Raw genomic sequence first — 16014 nt, 5'->3', positions numbered from 1 at the left:
GGAGTTAGTTAATGCGGATTCGTGCATTCGCAATATGAAAATTGAAACGCTTAAAAACGAAAAAGCCCAGATTTCTCTGAGCTTTCTGCGGTCTGGTGGTACGGCATTCCGGCGGGACACGAACCGCGCGGCCCGCTTTCCTGCGTGACAGGCTGCGCGGCCCGGCCAGATAATCTAACCAACTGAAATACTAAGCGAAACGCTTAAAAACGAAAAAAGCCCAGATTTCTCTGAGCTTTCTGCGGTCTGGACGGGACTCGAACCCGCGACCCCATGCGTGACAGGCATGTATTCTAACCAACTGAACTACCAAACCATTAAATAAAGAACTTCACTAATTTGCCATCCTTGCGGATAACATTTAAACTTTTCTGGCGGTCTGGACGGGACTCGAACCGGGCTGCGTAAGTCCGCGACCCCATGCGTGACACCTAACGTAGGCCGGGCATGTATTCTAACCAACTGAACTACCAAACCAATAATTTCAAAACTTCAACTCTTCTGGCGGTCTGGACGGGACTCGAACCCGCGACCCCATGCGTGACAGGCATGTATTCTAACCAACTGAACTACCAAACCAGACTAATTTCACAGCACTTTCCTGTAAAACGTGGTGCAAAACTAGTATTATTATTTTCCATTGCAATACTTACGACGCCAATTTAGTTATTTATTTGCAAAATATTAGTGTCAGATTAATGAAGAATCTGAAAGTGAAACAGTTGTATCCTACACAAAAATGACATTTATAAAAGAAATTATTCAGGTTCTCGAACAACTGGCTCCGCCGGCCTATCAGGAAAGTTATGATAATGCCGGATTAATCGTAGGATCAGGCCAGGTTGAGGTCTCCGGCGTATTGCTGACGCTGGATGTGACTGAGGAAGTGGTTGCCGAGGCAATCGACCGGAATTGCAACCTGATTGTAGCGCATCACCCCATAGTTTTTAAAGGACTGAAAAAACTGAACGGCAAAAATTATGTGGAACGGACTGTGCTGAAAGCCATCAAAAACGATATTGCCATTTATGCAACCCACACCAACCTCGACCACGTTACCAACGGCGTAAACTGGCAAATCGCAAACTTGCTTGGATTGGAAAATATCCGTGTCCTTGCTCCGAAAAAGCAGATTTTGTCCAAACTAACATTCTTCTCGCCAGTCGCAAACACGCAATCCATTCTTAACGCGCTTCACGATGCGGGCGCAGGGAACATTGGCAATTATTCAAATTGCAGTTTCAAAACAGAAGGAACGGGAACATTCAGGCCGAATGCTGCGGCCAATCCGGTCATCGGCAAAAATGGAGAGCAAGAGGAAGTGAGGGAACATAGGGCTGAACTCATTTTTCCTTCCTACCTGGAATCCCAGATCCTTCGTGCACTGCGGCAGGCGCATCCTTATGAAGAAGTGGCCTATTATCTATCCTCGCTGGAAAACGAAAACCAGGAAGTGGGCGCGGGTGCGTATGGCGAGTTGCCGGAGCCCGTCGAAACGGAAGCATTTTTGCATTTGCTAAAAGAAAAAATGAATTTGCATGTGATCAAGCATACCAAACCGGTGAGAAATGCGGTCCAGCGGATCGCTGTTTGCGGAGGGGCCGGCAGTTTTTTATTGCCGAACGCGATTGGGGCAGGTGCAGATATCTTTGTAACCGCCGACTACAAGTACCACGAGTTTTTCGATGCAGAAAGCAGCATTATGATCTGCGATATCGGACATTACGAGAGCGAAGTGTTTACGAAAAATTTACTGTATAACTATTTATCGGGAAAATTCCCTAATTTTGCACTCTGTTTGTCAGAAGTCAATACCAATCCGGTACGATATTTTGTTTAAACCTTCACTTTACGCATTGAAACAAGTCCATTAAAGACATACATGGAAAACACAATCGCACAAAAATTAGACGCTCTCCTGAAATTGCAGGAAATTGATTCAAGCCTTGACGAAATACTGAAAACGCGTGGTGATCTTCCTGAGGAAGTACGGGATCTGGAAGATGAAATTATTGGCTTTGAAACACGTTTAGGCAAGTTTAGAAGTGAAATCGCCAACCTGAACTCTGAGATCGATAATTTCAAGAACGCTCAGAAAGAAGGTGAAAAACTGATCAAAAAATACAAGGATCAGCAAATGAATGTTCGCAACAACCGTGAGTATGATGCGATCACCAAAGAAATTGAATTGCAAGAGCTTGATATGCAATTGGCTGATAAGAAAATCAACGAAGCCAAAGCCCGTATCCGCCTGATCGAAGATGACGCAAATCGTGCGGAGTCCGTTTTAAATGAAAGAAACGAAGATTTGAAAGCGAAAAAAGGCGAATTGAACGTCATTACAAGCGAAAGTGAAGCTGAGGAAAAAGGACTGATCGTAGAGAGAGAAAAGCATGTCAAGAAAATCGAAGACCGCTTATTGAAATCTTATCAGAAAATCCGTGATAACTCAATGAATGGTCTGGCTGTCGTGCACGTGTCACGCGGTGCTTGCGGAGGATGTTTCAGCATCGTTCCCCCACAACGCCAGGCTGATATCCGTGAACGCAAAAAACTGATTGTTTGCGAACATTGCGGACGTATCCTTGCAGACGTTGAAAGTGTTGAGCCTGTTCATCAGCGCAGATAACATTCCATATAAAAGATTAAGAGGTTGTCTTACCCGGACAACCTTTTTTTTATGTGCTTACAAACATGAATTGGAAAAGTATCCGGCATATTTCCGTAACTGCATTCCTGGGGCAAGCAATGCTGGCTTCGCTGCTTGTATGCGCTTTTTCCGTGCAAGCCGAAGACTTACAATATGACGTTATCTTTACGCCAAAGCTTCAAAAAGCCTATTTTGACATTCAAAAACTGCGTTTACCATCTGCCCGGGCATTAATCAATGCGGAACGCAACACGGAAAAAACCAACGCATTTATTCCCTATCTGGACAATTATGCTGACCTGCATTATTTACTGATTTCCGAGGATAAAAAGGCTTATAAGGAATTGTCACAGCTTGAAAATCCCCGTTTACAGGCGATTGGAAATCTGCCTGATAATTCTCCTTACAAACGTTTTCTGCAAGCCGAGATCCGCCTGCATTGGGCATTTGCCAAGCTTAAATTTGGAAATGAAGTCAGTGGATCGTGGGAAATTATCAAGGCTTATAAGCTTTTGGAAGAGAATCGAAAACGCTTTCCCGATTTCCTTCCCACACTAAAATCACTAGGGCTTTTACATGTCCTAATCGGCTCTATTCCAGAAAACTATGGATGGGTAGCCAAAATTCTGGGCTTAAAAGGCAACATTCAAAATGGGATCAACGAGTTGCGCATTGTTGAAAAAGAGGTGCCTTTTTTCAAACAGGAGGCCGAGCTGATCGACTTGCTATTGCACGCCTACACATTACAACTCTCACCTGCTCAACAAACGCGCCTGCGGCAGTGGCCCAAGCAACAGCCGGATAACCTCTTGATCCATTTCTTTGCAACAACTGTTTTGATGAAGGAAGGTAAGAGCGATGAAGCAGCACAGTTCCTTGCCGACGCACCTTCCGGAGATCCGTACATTTCCTTCCCTTTTTTGGAGTATTTAAAGGGGGAAATCAGTCTACAAAAGGGTAATTATAAGCAAGCTGGTGAGCATTATACATTATTTTTGAAGCAATATAACGGCTTCAACTACATCAAAGACAGCAATCTTAAACTGTTCATGTCGCATTGGCTTAATGATGAGGACCAGCAAGCGAATGTTTACATTAAAAAAGTTAAAGCAGCCGGCAGTGCAATCATCGAAGCCGATCAACTTGCGGAACGGATTGCGGCAGAATTCCTTTCCGGAAAAATAAATCCACGTCAAAAAATCCTTTACAAAGCACGATACGCGACGGACGGAGGTTATCTGAAAACTGCCTCATCGCTGATGGAAACGGTTACCGAAAAATCATTCATATCGACCGAAGAGAAAGCGGAATTTAATTACAGGAAAGGAAGGATTCTTCAAAAATCGGGTCAGGCTGCATCTGCAATTCCCTATTACAACAGGGCGCTTACCATCGCACAACAAGAGGCCGCTGGCTTTGGAGCAGCCTCTGCGTTGCAGCTGGGCTATATTTTCTTAGAAAAAAACGACAAGCCCAACGCAATTGCTCACTTCAAGAAAGCAATGGCATTCAAGAAACACGAATACAAAAACAGCATTGACAATAAGGCCCGCGCCGCGCTCACTACACTAGGCCAATAATTTTTTGTGACCATTCTCCCGTAACCACGTCTAAAAGGAAAAGTCATCTATTTCCTTTATGTCAAAAAACGGATTCAAAAACCCTCTGAAAATTTTAAGCTGGTCTGAGGAAGACCGCCCGCGTGAAAAATTCGTGCACAAAGGCAGGACCGCGCTGTCCGATGCAGAACTGATCGCCATCCTTATCGGATCCGGAACGCCTAGCATGTCCGCTGTGGACCTCGCCAAAATCGTCATGCAAACTTGCGGCGACAACATTAACGAACTTGCAAAGGCCACTGTCAACGATTTAAAGAAGCATCCCGGGATTGGCGAAGCGAAGGCGATCGCAGTGCTGGCGGCGCTGGAACTCGGCCGCAGGCGAAATGACCTCATAGGCAAGCAAAAACGGAAAATCACGAGCTCGAAATGTGTCTATGAGGAAATGAAGCAGTATTTGCTGGATAAGCCCAATGAGGAATTCTGGATCATCCTCTTAAACCGGGCGAACCAGGTGATGCGGTGCGTTCAGATCAGTGTTGGCGGGGTTTCGAGCACGTCTGTGGACGTCAAAGTAATTTTCAAACTGGCCGTAGACAACCTGGCCAGCTCTGTCATTTTGGTTCATAATCACCCGTCAGGGCAGCTTGTGCCGAGCAAAGCTGATACCTCACTTACATTACAAATAAAAGAGGCAGGCCGATTGCTCGACATGCCCGTTCTGGATCATATGATCTTTACAGATAATGGTTATTACAGCTTTATGGATGCCGGTGAAATGTGATCAGAAAACCTTGTCGCGGTCAATCACGCCATTCAGCTCGGCATAAGGAATCGTAAAATGAATGGCCCCGCGTGCATATGCGGCAATTTCGTAGGGATTGTAATAAAACAAAATTCCGTCAGGCACGAAAACGTAAGCAACCGGCAGCACAAACTTATGATTCAGCAGGAAATAACCTGCCTCTTCCAGGTCGGTTTCCGCGCTTAGCTTTTCTGTTTTTCTGAATGCCTTGTCCACCAGGCTTAGCAGTTTGGTAGAGTCGGAAACGAAGTCTTTCATCTCAATTTCAGCTCCTGTTTTTGTATTAAAAGCATGGTAGGAACGGAATGTATTGGGATGAGCGCCTCCGGTGAAAGCGTAATGATCGAGCTGGTAAAACAAGATTTTAGATGTAGAAAAAACCGTGTTGCCTTTCAGCTCCACTTCCCAGCAACCAGGAGCGTCGGGAAAATCCTTTTTGAAGTCGTTGTAATTTTTCTCAAAAACTTCAAAGGCGCTTTTAATGCTTTTTCCTGCTTCCGGGTTTGCAGCAATGCTGGCCGAATCTCCATAAGAGTTGATTCTTTGAAGAGATTTCTGTGTTAATGTTGTCCGGATTGCCTTTGCAGCCTCGCTGGAATCGGATGGCTCCCATAAATTGAGTTTGATGGAAATGCCTTTGCTATTAACCGTGTCACAACCTCCAAACTGTGAACTTACTTTGCTGCCAACAAGTTTTTGCTGACCGCCTTCCGAATTTTCCCGCTCGCCGGAACGATTACAGGCCGTAAAGAACGACACAGCCAGCAGGAAAGCACCAATTTTAATCAAACGCATTATATTTTCGATGAAATGGAAAAAGCAATTATAAACTCATCAGCTCCTTAAACCGGATGGCCTGACGGCGCGAGATCTCGATTTTGTCGCCGCCTTGCAGCGTAACAAGCAGTCCGCCGCTAAACCAGGGTTCTATTTTTTCGATCCAGTGCAGGTTTATAATGTGCTTGCGATTGGCGCGGAAGTAAGTGTTGGGTTCAAGCCGCTCTTCCAGATTATTTAGCGATTTTAATACCAAAGGTTTTTGATCATCAAAATGCAGACGAACGTAGTTTCCCATGGATTCAAAAAGGCGGATCTTGCCCAGTTTCACAAACCAGCATTTCTCACCGTCTTTCACGAACACCTGATCATTCTCGCCAAGCACTTTTTCTGCACGTTCATGCGCCTGGGCAGGTGCCTCCGGCTGCGCCTGATTTTCCTCGATGCGATGAATGGTATCCTTTAAACGCTCAGAATCAATTGGTTTTAACAAATAATCCAGTGCATTGAACTCAAATGCTTTGATCGCATATTCATCATAAGCAGTTGTAAAAATCACTTCCGGACTTTTTCCTTCAATAGACGAAAGCAATTCGAAACCATTTTTGCCTGGCATCTGAATGTCCAGGAACAGCAGTTCCGGCTGTAATTCTTCAATCATCACCAAAGCCTCTTCCGCATTGGCCGCTTCCCCTACAATGTCAATCTTGGTATAAGGTTCCAGCAATCTTTTCAATTCATTTCTTGCAAGGCGTTCGTCGTCGACAATAAGAGTCCTCATAACAGGTCAGTTAGGAATTAAATGAAGTTTAATAATTGATGTAAGCTGTCAGTTGCGTTTCCCTGTCTCCTCACCCACCATCATCACGCCCTCCGACAACATTGGAATCCTTACTTCGGAGCAAACCACGTCTTGTTTCTCCTGAAAAATGCGGAACGCTGCGCCCTTACCATATAAAATAGACAGCCGCTCGGCCGTGTTCTTTAAACCAACGCCTCCCGAATCCGTGTTACCCAGATTTCCCGAGTTGAGAATGGTAATAATCAGCAGCTCGTTTGCAATTTCCGATTTTACATCGATAAATCCACCACCCATTTCCTTTGAAACGCCATGTTTAATGCCGTTTTCGACCAAAGTTTGGAGCATCATAGGTGGGACTTGCCAGTAAATGGCTTGCGGATCTGTTGCTATGGAGTAACGTAGACGATCTTCATAGCGGACCTTTTCAAGTTCAAGATAATCTTCAACAGTTCTCAGTTCTTCTTGCAAGTCAACCGTTTTACGTCTGTCTGCAAGCAAAGAATTTCGTAAAATATTGGATAACTGTGTGATACTGAGCTGCGCTTTTTTAGGATCTTCATACACCAGTGCGCGGATGCTGTTCAATGCATTGAATGTAAAATGCGGGTTCAACTGTGAACGGAGGACCTTTGCCTCTGCTTCCCGCATGGACATTTTCAGCATGATCTTCTCATATCCGGCAAGCCTGGTTTGTTCTATATAATGATAAACAGTGTAAGACAAGATCCAGGCAAGAAGGTTTTTGCACCAGTTGGCGTAGTAACCCCAGAAAACAAGCGGCTGATTCAGTAAATTTTGTTCAAGCACTTTTCTGTCCATCGGCTGATTGACCAGGGTCATAATCAGTCCCAATAACAAAACGGAGCCGATCACGCGCAATGAGAGCCGCGGAAGCGGTAAAGAAGACCAGTTCCATTTCCGGATCACAAGCCTGTACACGTGCGTGAGGCAAATGCCTAGAAGAATGTTGGCTAATGCTGTGTAAAATACTCCGACTTCAAAACCAAATTCAAGCGCATAAGGCACATACTCGAACATGATCAGTAAGGTCCAGCCGAGAATTTGTAACGTCCAATAAGTACGTTTTTTGGACATAAAGGTTTTTCTGTTGTGCTGTTTGAACTTTGGCAAATGTATCCCTGTGAACTGCACCTCAGTTCACAAATACACCAAAGGAAACGAATGTACACAAACGGTTTTTACAAAGTTTGAGGAATTTCAAGAGACAACAGGTGGGTAATGTTGTTGGCCACTTCCAGCTCAAACTTCCCTGTGTCGTAAGAATAGTTGATTTTATACAAACAGAGGTTACTATGCTCGTAATCATCCATATTAACAAGAGTCTGATTGAAAAGCGTGGTAAGCAGCACCCGCATGGCGCGGCCGTGCATGGCAATCAGGATATTTCTTTCGTGCGGCCGGGACAGAATGGTCTCGATCACCGGGATCTGGCGCTCGCGCACCTGCAAAGGACTTTCTCCCTCTTCCGCCGCAAGATCAACCTGACCGTTTTTCCAGGCAGTGACCAGCTCGCGGTAATAGTTGTTATCACCCGTGTTCGGTTCGCGGCCTTCGCGGTTTCCCCAGGAGATCTCGTTCAGCCCTGCATAACTTTCATGAGGGATACCAAGCCTGATGAACCCACGAACAGTTTGATGTGTTCGTTTTAAATCAGAGGTGTAAATTTTATCAAAAGGAACATGTTGATAAGCATTAAAAAAAGCGGCAGCCTGGGCTTCGCCCCATTCATTCAGCAAGGAATCAACACCGCTTCCCTGAACCACTCCCCTGCGGTTAAAATCTGTTTCACCGTGACGAATGAGGTAGATAGACTTTCTTTTCAAAATAATAGGATTTTTTAAATATTAATTTTGCAAATACCTTGTTTTTAACCTTTTCAGCAGATACAAATTTATACAATTTTTAGATATGTTCACCAGATCCATTACGTTAGATGCACTTCATTCTTTTAGTCAGAATACAATTTCCAACCACCTCGGAATTGAGTTCACGGAGATTGGAAATGATTATATAACTGCAAGAATGCCAGTGGACAAACGTACGCATCAGCCATTTGGAATTTTACATGGCGGCGCATCTGTTGTTCTGGCAGAGACATTGGGCAGCATTGCATCATTTCTTTGTCTGCCCGACCCTGATAAACAACATGCGGTGGGTTTGGAGATCAATGCAAATCATATCCGATCTGCCAGGGCGGGTTTCGTCTACGGAACTGTGCGACCGATCCACCTGGGCAGGACAACTCACATTTGGGACATTCAAATCACCAATGAAGAAAGAAAGTTGGTATGCATCAGCCGCCTGACAGTTGCTATTGTGAATGCCGACCGCTGACATTATTTTGCAGAAAAATAACCTAACGATTAGATTAAAGACTAAATGCTTTCAGTACAAACCGACACACGACTTTCCATATTTGAGGGATTACAGGTTGAGGAGCTTTGGACAGCATCCAGGCAATTGGGATTTCCGTCGGCATTATGGAGATTACCGCACAGAAATGAAATTCAGCTGCTGATTTCGGTTCGGGACGGAATCCGAAAATGTCAGCCTGAGCTCGAAAAACTCTCACCCGGCTTCGTCGTAAGCAACTTTCATTGGGAAACCGATCAGGAGGTGCTGTTTCTGGAAGGCGACATTATTCTGACTTTTTCTGACGATAATAGTATAAAAGACATTGAAAATAACGTCAGCGAGGAACATCCGGATGTGATAAAGCTGGTAACGCTGGCCACTGAAATTGCCAAAGATGCCAATCCGCATGCCTATCACAATGCTATTGCCGTAAACGAATTACCGGATCTGAATGCCCGCGACCGTTTCAAAAGGACGGTCGAGCTGGCTGTATCTGCTATCCGCCAGGGGCAGTTTAAAAAAGTAGTTTTATCCCGCACAAAGGACTTAGCCTATTCCGAAAACTTTCAGCCCGCCAAAGCATTCTGCAAGCTGGCAAAAGTATATCCGCATGCATTTGTTTCACTGGTTAACCTGCCCGATCAGAATGAGTTGTGGCTTGGGGCGAGTCCGGAGGCATTGGTACGCCAGGATTCGAATGGCACTTTCAGGACAATGTCGCTCGCGGGAACGCAGAACGCGCGGAATGACGCTGGTGAACTTATCCCGAAGTTTGATATTCGCTGGGGCGAAAAGGAGATTGAGGAACATGCGCTGGTTAGCCGTTACATTGTGGAATGTTTCAAAAAAATCCGCCTCCGGGAATACACGGAGACCGGCCCTAAAACAGTTCTGGCTGGTAATTTATATCATTTAAGGACCGATTTTGAAGTGGATACGGCGACGTTGAACTTTCCTGAGCTCGCGTCTGTGATGCTTAAACTCCTGCACCCGACCTCTGCGGTTTGCGGCGTACCGAAACTTCCCAGCCTGCAATTCCTTACCGAGATCGAAGGCTATGACCGCTCATTTTACAGTGGCTTTATCGGGCCGGCACAAGTGGGCGGCGATACAAATCTTTTTGTAAACCTGCGGACGGTGAGGTTTAAAGATGGAAAAGCAACATTTTTTGCGGGTGCCGGCATCACCGAAGATTCCATTCCTGAGCGGGAATGGGAAGAAACGGAGATGAAATGTGATACACTTCTGAAAGTAATTGCGCAGGAATTCTAAAAATATATTTTCTGCTATTAAACTTTTATAGTAGAAAAAAGTCCAATAGGTTTTAGATTAATATATAATTTTGGGAAAGACCCGAATTTCGATATTATTCACAACAACGCCCCCTAAACCAAAGCTCTGGAATTATTATTTTATGAATCCAAACACAAAGTCTGTATTTTCGAAAATACCGAACCTGAATAAAACCCTCTCCTCTGTAATCCTCTCGGGTACGCTTCTCTTCACATTTTCATGCAAGGAAAAAAAGGACACTTTTCAGGCGAAGGGTGGTGGCGGACCTACGATCGTTGACGTCATCATTGCCAAAACTGAGAATGTAAGTGATAAGGTCGAAGTTAACGGAACAATTGTTGCTAGTGAATTTGCCGAACTCAGACCGGAAGTAAGCGGACTGCTTACATTTCTCAATGTTCCTGAGGGACAAACTGTTTCCAAAGGAACGGTGATCGCCAGGATCAATAATGCGGATTTACAGGCGCAGCTGAACCGTACAAAAGTGCAGCTCGAACTTGCAGAAACCACTGAAAAGCGATTGAAACAGCTTGTGGCCGTAAACGGCATTAACCAGGCCGATTACGATCTGGCTGTGAACCAAGTCAATACATTTAAGGCGGATATGGCTTACACACAGGCTTTGATTGACAAAACCATTATTCGTGCGCCATTTACGGGTGTTATAGGTTTAAGGAAGGTAAGTGAAGGTTCTTACGTGACGCCAACGAACGTCCTTGCTACCATGCAGCAGCTGGCCAATCTTAGGATCGATTTTACAATTCCTGAAACTTACCAGAAATATGTAAGGAAAGGTGCCAATGTAGAAGTGCTTCTGGACCAGAATTCCGGAAAGAGAGAAAGTGCACGGATTATCGCCCTGGAACCGCAGGTTAACCAGTCTACCAGGAACATTACGGTAAGAGCTGTGCTGAATTCCGGCTCCACAAGTCCGGGTTCGTTCGCGAAAGTATATTTGAATGCCAGTACGAATAAATCCAGTATCCTGATCCCTACTAACTGCATTATACCGGAAGCAATGGGCAAAAAGGCGGTTACCGTGAAGGGCGGCAAGGCGGTTTTTGTAGAAATCCAGACTGGTGACAGACGTGAAGAAGTAGTTGAAGTAACCAGTGGCCTGAGCGTTGGGGATACCGTAGTTGTTTCGGGCGTGTTATTTGCCCGTCCTGATGCCCCAGTGAAAGTGAGAAGCGTAAAAAGCTTGAATGCTGTGAAGTAATTACGGCGGTAGAACAACTATTTCCTTGAACCTGACCTATGAACATTTCTGAATTATCATTAAAACGGCCCGTTTTGGCCGTAGTTATGAACCTGCTCATCATCCTCTTCGGTGTGGTAGGCTATAACTTTCTCTCACTCCGCGACTACCCGGCCATTGACCCTCCGGTTGTGAACGTCCGCACGAGTTACACGGGTGCAAACGCCGATATCATTGAAAGCCAGATCACTGAGCCGCTTGAAAAAAGCATCAATGGTATTCCCGGTATTAAAAGTATCAGCTCATCCAGCCAGATCGGGTCCAGTAACATTACTGTTGAATTCAACCTGGAATCGGATCTTGAAGGCGCAGCCAATGATGTTCGTGACAAAGTAAGCCAGGCGCAGCGCAACCTTCCACAAGATGTGGACGCGCCGCCAGTGGTAAGTAAGGCGGATGCAAACAGTGATTTTATCCTGCTTCTTGCGGTTCAAAGTCCTTCCAAGGGTTTATTGGAATTGAGTGAATATGCAGAAAACGTATTGCAGCAAAGTCTTCAAACCATTGATGGAGTAAGTGCCATCAACATTTTCGGGCAAAAGCGTTATGCCATGCGCATCTGGCTTGATCCGGATAAAATGAGCGCCTATGGCATCTCTTTCAATGATATTTCAACAACATTAAGCTCTGAAAACGTCGAGTTACCCGCGGGAAAGATTTACGGAGCAAACACCGAGCTGACCATCAGGACAATGGGCCGGCTTACCAGCGAAAAAGAGTTCAGCGACCTCGTTATCAGAAATGACAGTGCAGGGATTGTGCGTCTGGCTAATGTTGCAAAAGTAGAGCTTGGCCCTGAAAATGAGGAACAAAGCTGGAAATACAACGGTATGTACGCCGTTGGTCTGGCGGTAATCCCACAACCGGGAGCCAACTATGTTGAGATTTCAGATGAGTTCAACAAAAGGCTTGCAGAGATCCAGAAATCAAATAAATCGGACATTACCTTCAATGTTCTCCTCGATAACACGCGACTGGTTCGTCAGTCTATCCTGGAAGTTGAGGAAACCCTTCTTATCGCCTTTTCACTCGTGGTGATCGTTATCCTGTTCTTCTTCAGGAGCTTTATCGTAGCAGTCCGGCCATTGATCGATATTCCGATATCGCTGGTTGCGACGTTCTTTATCATGTATCTGTTCGGGTTTTCAATAAATATATTGACCCTTCTAGGCATTGTACTGGCAACAGGACTTGTGGTGGATGATGGAATTGTAGTCACGGAAAACATTTTTCGAAAGCTTGAAAGCGGCCTTCCGATAAGGCAGGCTGCATTGGAAGGAAGCCGCGAGATCTTCTTTGCTGTAATTTCTACCTCGCTTACGCTTGCCGTTGTGTTCCTGCCCGTTATTTTCCTCGAAGGTTTTGTCGGCAGTCTGTTCAGGGAATTTGGTATCGTCGTGGCTTCCGCGGTTTTGATCTCAGCATTTGTTTCGCTTACGATCACCCCGGTTTTGAATGTGTTTTTAAATCGTAAAAGTGCAGGCCATGGCTGGTTCTACAATAAGACAGAGCCATTTTTCACAGGCATGGAAGATGGATACAACCGGTCACTGCGCGGCTTTATGAAGGCACGCTGGCTTGCCTGGGTTCTGGTGGCCGCCTGCGGTGTACTTATTTATTTTACCTACACCAACTTACAAAGTGAGCTGGCACCAATGGAAGATAGGAACAGCATCCGTTTCAACCTCTCAGCGCCGGAAGGAACCAGTTTTGACCAGATGCAGGGCGTTTCCGATCAGCTTTCCAACTTCCTGAACGATTCCATTCCCGAAAAAGCATTCACATTCTCCGCAACGCCGGGCTTTGGCGGCGGCGGTGTAAACAGCGGCACGGCGCGTATTGGCCTTGTTCCGGCTGGTGAGCGTAAGAAAAGCCAGAACGACCTGGCTCAGGAAATCAACAAGAAGCTGGCGCGTTTCAATGATGCGCGGATTTTCGCAACACAGGAACAAACCATTGCCGTTGGTCAGGGCTCACGGGGCGGCTTACCGGTTCAGTTTGTATTACAAAACCTTGATTTCAACAAGATTTTTGAAGTATTACCCAAATTCCTGGAAGAAGCGCGGCAAGATCCGACATTCCAGAATGTGGACGTGAACTTGAAATTTAACAAACCTGAGATCCGGCTTAATATTGACCGCTTGAAGGCACGAGATCTTGGATTGTCGACAACAGACGTTGCCGGCGCAATCCAGTCTGCATTTAGTGGAAGAAGGCTGGCCTATTTCATCATGAACGGCCAGCAATATCAGGTAATCGGCCAGGTGGAGCGTTCGGAACGGAACAAGCCTGCTGATATTTCGAAACTTTATGTGCGGAATAACCGGGGTGAAAATATTCCGTTGACGGCCGTTGTCCAGATGAAGGAAGAAAGCGGCCCGCCTACGATTTATCACTATAATCGTTACAAGAGCGCGACGGTTTCTGCATCATTAGTGGAAGGAAAAACCATCGGCGACGGTGTGGCCGCTATGCGTAGGATTGCCGCAAAACTGCTGGACGAATCATTCCAGACGTCACTGACAGGCTCGTCGCGTGACTTTGAAGAGAGCTCGTCGAACACCAGCTTCGCATTTGGATTAGCATTATTACTTGTATATCTGGTGCTTGCAGGACAGTTTGAAAGCTTTACAGATCCATTTATCATCATGATCACAGTGCCGCTTGCGTTAGCGGGTGCATTGCTGAGCTTGTATCTTTTTGGCCTCACGATCAATATATTCTCTCAGATCGGGATGATTATGCTCATTGGTTTGGTAACCAAAAACGGGATCCTGATCGTGGAGTTTGCCAACCAGAAACGGGAACAGGGAATGGGAAGAATGGCCGCCGCCGTGGAATCGGCCACGCAGCGTTTACGACCAATTCTTATGACGAGCCTTGCCACGGCCTTCGGAGCATTGCCGATTGCGCTTAGCCTGGGTGCAGCTGCCACGAGCCGCGTTCCGCTGGGTGTGGTTATCGTGGGAGGGTTAATGTTCTCGCTGATCCTGACATTGTTTGTGATCCCGGCGGTTTACACGTTCATCTCACCGAAAAACCACAAAATGACCGAAGAACAGAAAATGGCAGAAGAGCTGGCTGTTCAGCATTAACAGCCATTTTTCCTGAAATATTTATAAATCAACTATTGTCTTTGCATGAACCCGCTCCTGATTTTGAAATGTAAGAAAAACCTTTTGCTAATGCTCCTGCTGGTCAGCAGCAGCGCGTTTTCCATGCAGGCCGACAGCCTTACGATCACCTTGGAAGATGCGATCGCGACGGCTTTAAAGAATAATTACGAAATAGAAATCGCCAAAAACAATGTGGAAGCCAACACGCTGCTCAACAATTATGGCGTTGCCGGAGGCTTGCCGCTGGTGACAGCTCAGGCTTCCAATACAGAACAGATCACACAGGTCAATCAAAAGTTAACGGACGGAACTGAGATCAATCGGAATGCTGCAGCAGGTAACAACACCCAGGCCAGCTTGAATGCTGGTATTTTATTATACAATGGTAAAAGGGTTGTTTCCACAAAAAAACGTCTGGCCGAGCTGCAATATCAAAGCACAGAGCTGCTTAACTCTCAGATTCAGAACACAATAGCATTGGTAATGACGAGTTATTATGATGTCGTTCGCCAATTGAGTTACCTGAATACGGTACGAACTTCGATCCAAGCTTCCGAAAAACGACTTGAAATCCTGAAAGTGCGCAAAGAAGCGGGAATGGCTAATAATGCAGATCTTTTTCAAGCCGAAATCGATTTAAATACATTAAACCAGACATTTCTGGACCAGCTGAATGTAGCCCAGGTCGCCAAAACCGAACTGCTTCGCATCCTGACGCTCGATCCGAAGTCGGCGGTAAGCATTAAGGATACAATTATGGTTGATAACACGCTTAAACTTGACGCCATTCTCGACCGGATTGCGGCGAATGCAGACGTGAAAGCAGCGGATCATCAAATCCGCATCAACGAGCTGATCGTCCGCGAAACGGCTGCGTTAAGATACCCGACCGTGCGGTTCAACACGGCTTACAACTTTTCCAGAAACCAAACTGCCGCCGGTTTTACCTTGCTGAACAGGGTTGCAGGGCCTAATGCAGGCCTCACGCTCGCTATCCCGATTTACAACGGTTCGGCGTTTAAAAGACAGCAGCAGGTTGCGGAAATTAACACGGAAAGCGCCAAGTTGCAACGAAGCTCTATTGTCCGCGATTACAATGCAGGTGCAGTGAAAATGTATCAGACTTTCCTGACCTCGCTCGAACAACTTGAAACACAAAAACGCAACTTTAACCTGGCAAAACAGCTCTTGGATCTTACATTACAACGTTTTGAACTGATCCAGGCAACAATCATCGATGTGCGTGAGGCCCAGCGGAGCTTTGAAGATGCCGGTTACCGGATGATCAACCTGAATTATGCAGCCAAAGCAGCCGAAATCGAGCTAAAACGGCTTAGTAATACATTGCAATAGCATTTGAATCTCATTTTTGATTAAA

Annotated in this window: 13 protein-coding genes and 3 tRNA genes; 9 read left to right on the top strand and 7 right to left on the bottom strand. The window is 45.7% G+C overall.

Annotated elements, in window-relative coordinates:
• Positions 1–242 precede the first annotated feature (242 nt).
• The 3 genes from LZG74_RS06845 to LZG74_RS06835 form a co-directional block, all read right to left on the bottom strand.
• Positions 243–316 (bottom strand) — tRNA-Asp (locus tag LZG74_RS06845).
• 56 nt (positions 317–372) lie between these two features.
• A tRNA-OTHER gene (locus LZG74_RS06840) sits at positions 373–477 on the bottom strand.
• 25 nt (positions 478–502) lie between these two features.
• A tRNA-Asp gene (locus LZG74_RS06835) sits at positions 503–579 on the bottom strand.
• A gap of 160 nt (positions 580–739) precedes the next feature.
• On the opposite strand from LZG74_RS06835, the gene LZG74_RS06830 reads away from it, so the two are divergent.
• The 4 genes from LZG74_RS06830 to radC all read left to right on the top strand — a co-directional run bounded on the left by LZG74_RS06830 (position 740) and on the right by radC (position 4993).
• Positions 740–1840: a Nif3-like dinuclear metal center hexameric protein gene (locus tag LZG74_RS06830; RefSeq protein ID WP_233795827.1), complete on the top strand. Its 1101-nt coding sequence runs from the start codon at positions 740–742 to the stop codon at positions 1838–1840.
• Between the two features lie 42 nt (positions 1841–1882).
• Positions 1883–2629, top strand: a complete 747-nt coding sequence (locus LZG74_RS06825) for a zinc ribbon domain-containing protein (RefSeq protein ID WP_233795826.1) — start codon at positions 1883–1885, stop codon at positions 2627–2629.
• Positions 2630–2694: 65 nt separating this feature from the next.
• Positions 2695–4230: a tetratricopeptide repeat protein gene (locus LZG74_RS06820; RefSeq protein ID WP_233795825.1), complete on the top strand. Its 1536-nt coding sequence runs from the start codon at positions 2695–2697 to the stop codon at positions 4228–4230.
• A gap of 58 nt (positions 4231–4288) precedes the next feature.
• A complete protein-coding gene (gene radC, locus LZG74_RS06815; protein ID WP_233795824.1) occupies positions 4289–4993 on the top strand; it encodes a RadC family protein in 705 nt (234 codons plus the stop codon).
• On the opposite strand, the gene LZG74_RS06810 is transcribed toward radC, so the two are convergent.
• From LZG74_RS06810 to LZG74_RS06795, 4 genes are all read right to left on the bottom strand, one after another.
• Complete coding sequence (locus LZG74_RS06810; RefSeq protein ID WP_233795823.1) at positions 4994–5809, bottom strand: DUF3298 and DUF4163 domain-containing protein; 816 nt, start codon at positions 5807–5809, stop codon at positions 4994–4996.
• Positions 5810–5837: 28 nt separating this feature from the next.
• Positions 5838–6572, bottom strand: a complete 735-nt coding sequence (locus tag LZG74_RS06805) for a LytTR family DNA-binding domain-containing protein (protein ID WP_233795822.1) — start codon at positions 6570–6572, stop codon at positions 5838–5840.
• A gap of 48 nt (positions 6573–6620) precedes the next feature.
• Positions 6621–7688 (bottom strand): sensor histidine kinase, encoded by a 1068-nt coding sequence (locus LZG74_RS06800; protein WP_233795821.1) that lies wholly within the window; start codon positions 7686–7688, stop codon positions 6621–6623.
• 104 nt (positions 7689–7792) lie between these two features.
• A complete protein-coding gene (locus LZG74_RS06795) occupies positions 7793–8437 on the bottom strand; it encodes a histidine phosphatase family protein (protein ID WP_233795820.1) in 645 nt (214 codons plus the stop codon).
• 85 nt (positions 8438–8522) lie between these two features.
• Between LZG74_RS06795 and LZG74_RS06790 the strand changes: the two genes are divergently transcribed.
• From LZG74_RS06790 to LZG74_RS06770, 5 genes are all read left to right on the top strand, one after another.
• Positions 8523–8948: a hotdog fold thioesterase gene (locus LZG74_RS06790; RefSeq protein ID WP_233795819.1), complete on the top strand. Its 426-nt coding sequence runs from the start codon at positions 8523–8525 to the stop codon at positions 8946–8948.
• A gap of 45 nt (positions 8949–8993) precedes the next feature.
• Positions 8994–10241, top strand: coding sequence for a chorismate-binding protein (locus tag LZG74_RS06785; protein WP_233795818.1), 1248 nt, complete (start codon positions 8994–8996; stop codon positions 10239–10241).
• A gap of 142 nt (positions 10242–10383) precedes the next feature.
• Entirely contained in the window at positions 10384–11481 is a 1098-nt protein-coding gene (locus tag LZG74_RS06780; RefSeq protein ID WP_233795817.1) for an efflux RND transporter periplasmic adaptor subunit, read from the top strand.
• A gap of 38 nt (positions 11482–11519) precedes the next feature.
• Positions 11520–14615 (top strand): efflux RND transporter permease subunit, encoded by a 3096-nt coding sequence (locus tag LZG74_RS06775; protein ID WP_233795816.1) that lies wholly within the window; start codon positions 11520–11522, stop codon positions 14613–14615.
• A 45-nt stretch (positions 14616–14660) separates the two neighbouring features.
• Positions 14661–15989 carry a TolC family protein gene (locus tag LZG74_RS06770; RefSeq protein WP_233795815.1) on the top strand — a complete coding sequence of 443 codons (1329 nt, stop codon included), beginning with the start codon at positions 14661–14663 and terminating at the stop codon, positions 15987–15989.
• Positions 15990–16014: the final 25 nt, after the last annotated feature.

The sequence above is a fragment of the Dyadobacter sp. CY327 genome (genome assembly GCF_021390415.1).
Taxonomy (GTDB): domain Bacteria; phylum Bacteroidota; class Bacteroidia; order Cytophagales; family Spirosomataceae; genus Dyadobacter; species Dyadobacter chenhuakuii.
This window is presented reverse-complemented; position numbering and strand designations above follow the sequence as displayed.

Excerpts from the sequence above, each read along its gene's own strand:
- LZG74_RS06805 (WP_233795822.1), bottom strand. The coding sequence starts at position 6,572 with ATGAGGACTCTTATTGTCGACGACGAACGCCTTGCAAGAAATGAATTG.
- LZG74_RS06775 (WP_233795816.1), top strand. The coding sequence starts at position 11,520 with ATGAACATTTCTGAATTATCATTAAAACGGCCCGTTTTGGCCGTAGTT.
- LZG74_RS06810 (WP_233795823.1), bottom strand. The coding sequence starts at position 5,809 with ATGCGTTTGATTAAAATTGGTGCTTTCCTGCTGGCTGTGTCGTTCTTT.
- LZG74_RS06825 (WP_233795826.1), top strand. The coding sequence starts at position 1,883 with ATGGAAAACACAATCGCACAAAAATTAGACGCTCTCCTGAAATTGCAG.
- LZG74_RS06790 (WP_233795819.1), top strand. The coding sequence starts at position 8,523 with ATGTTCACCAGATCCATTACGTTAGATGCACTTCATTCTTTTAGTCAG.
- LZG74_RS06785 (WP_233795818.1), top strand. The coding sequence starts at position 8,994 with ATGCTTTCAGTACAAACCGACACACGACTTTCCATATTTGAGGGATTA.
- radC (WP_233795824.1), top strand. The coding sequence starts at position 4,289 with ATGTCAAAAAACGGATTCAAAAACCCTCTGAAAATTTTAAGCTGGTCT.
- LZG74_RS06820 (WP_233795825.1), top strand. The coding sequence starts at position 2,695 with ATGAATTGGAAAAGTATCCGGCATATTTCCGTAACTGCATTCCTGGGG.
- LZG74_RS06830 (WP_233795827.1), top strand. The coding sequence starts at position 740 with ATGACATTTATAAAAGAAATTATTCAGGTTCTCGAACAACTGGCTCCG.
- LZG74_RS06780 (WP_233795817.1), top strand. The coding sequence starts at position 10,384 with ATGAATCCAAACACAAAGTCTGTATTTTCGAAAATACCGAACCTGAAT.
- LZG74_RS06770 (WP_233795815.1), top strand. The coding sequence starts at position 14,661 with ATGAACCCGCTCCTGATTTTGAAATGTAAGAAAAACCTTTTGCTAATG.
- LZG74_RS06800 (WP_233795821.1), bottom strand. The coding sequence starts at position 7,688 with ATGTCCAAAAAACGTACTTATTGGACGTTACAAATTCTCGGCTGGACC.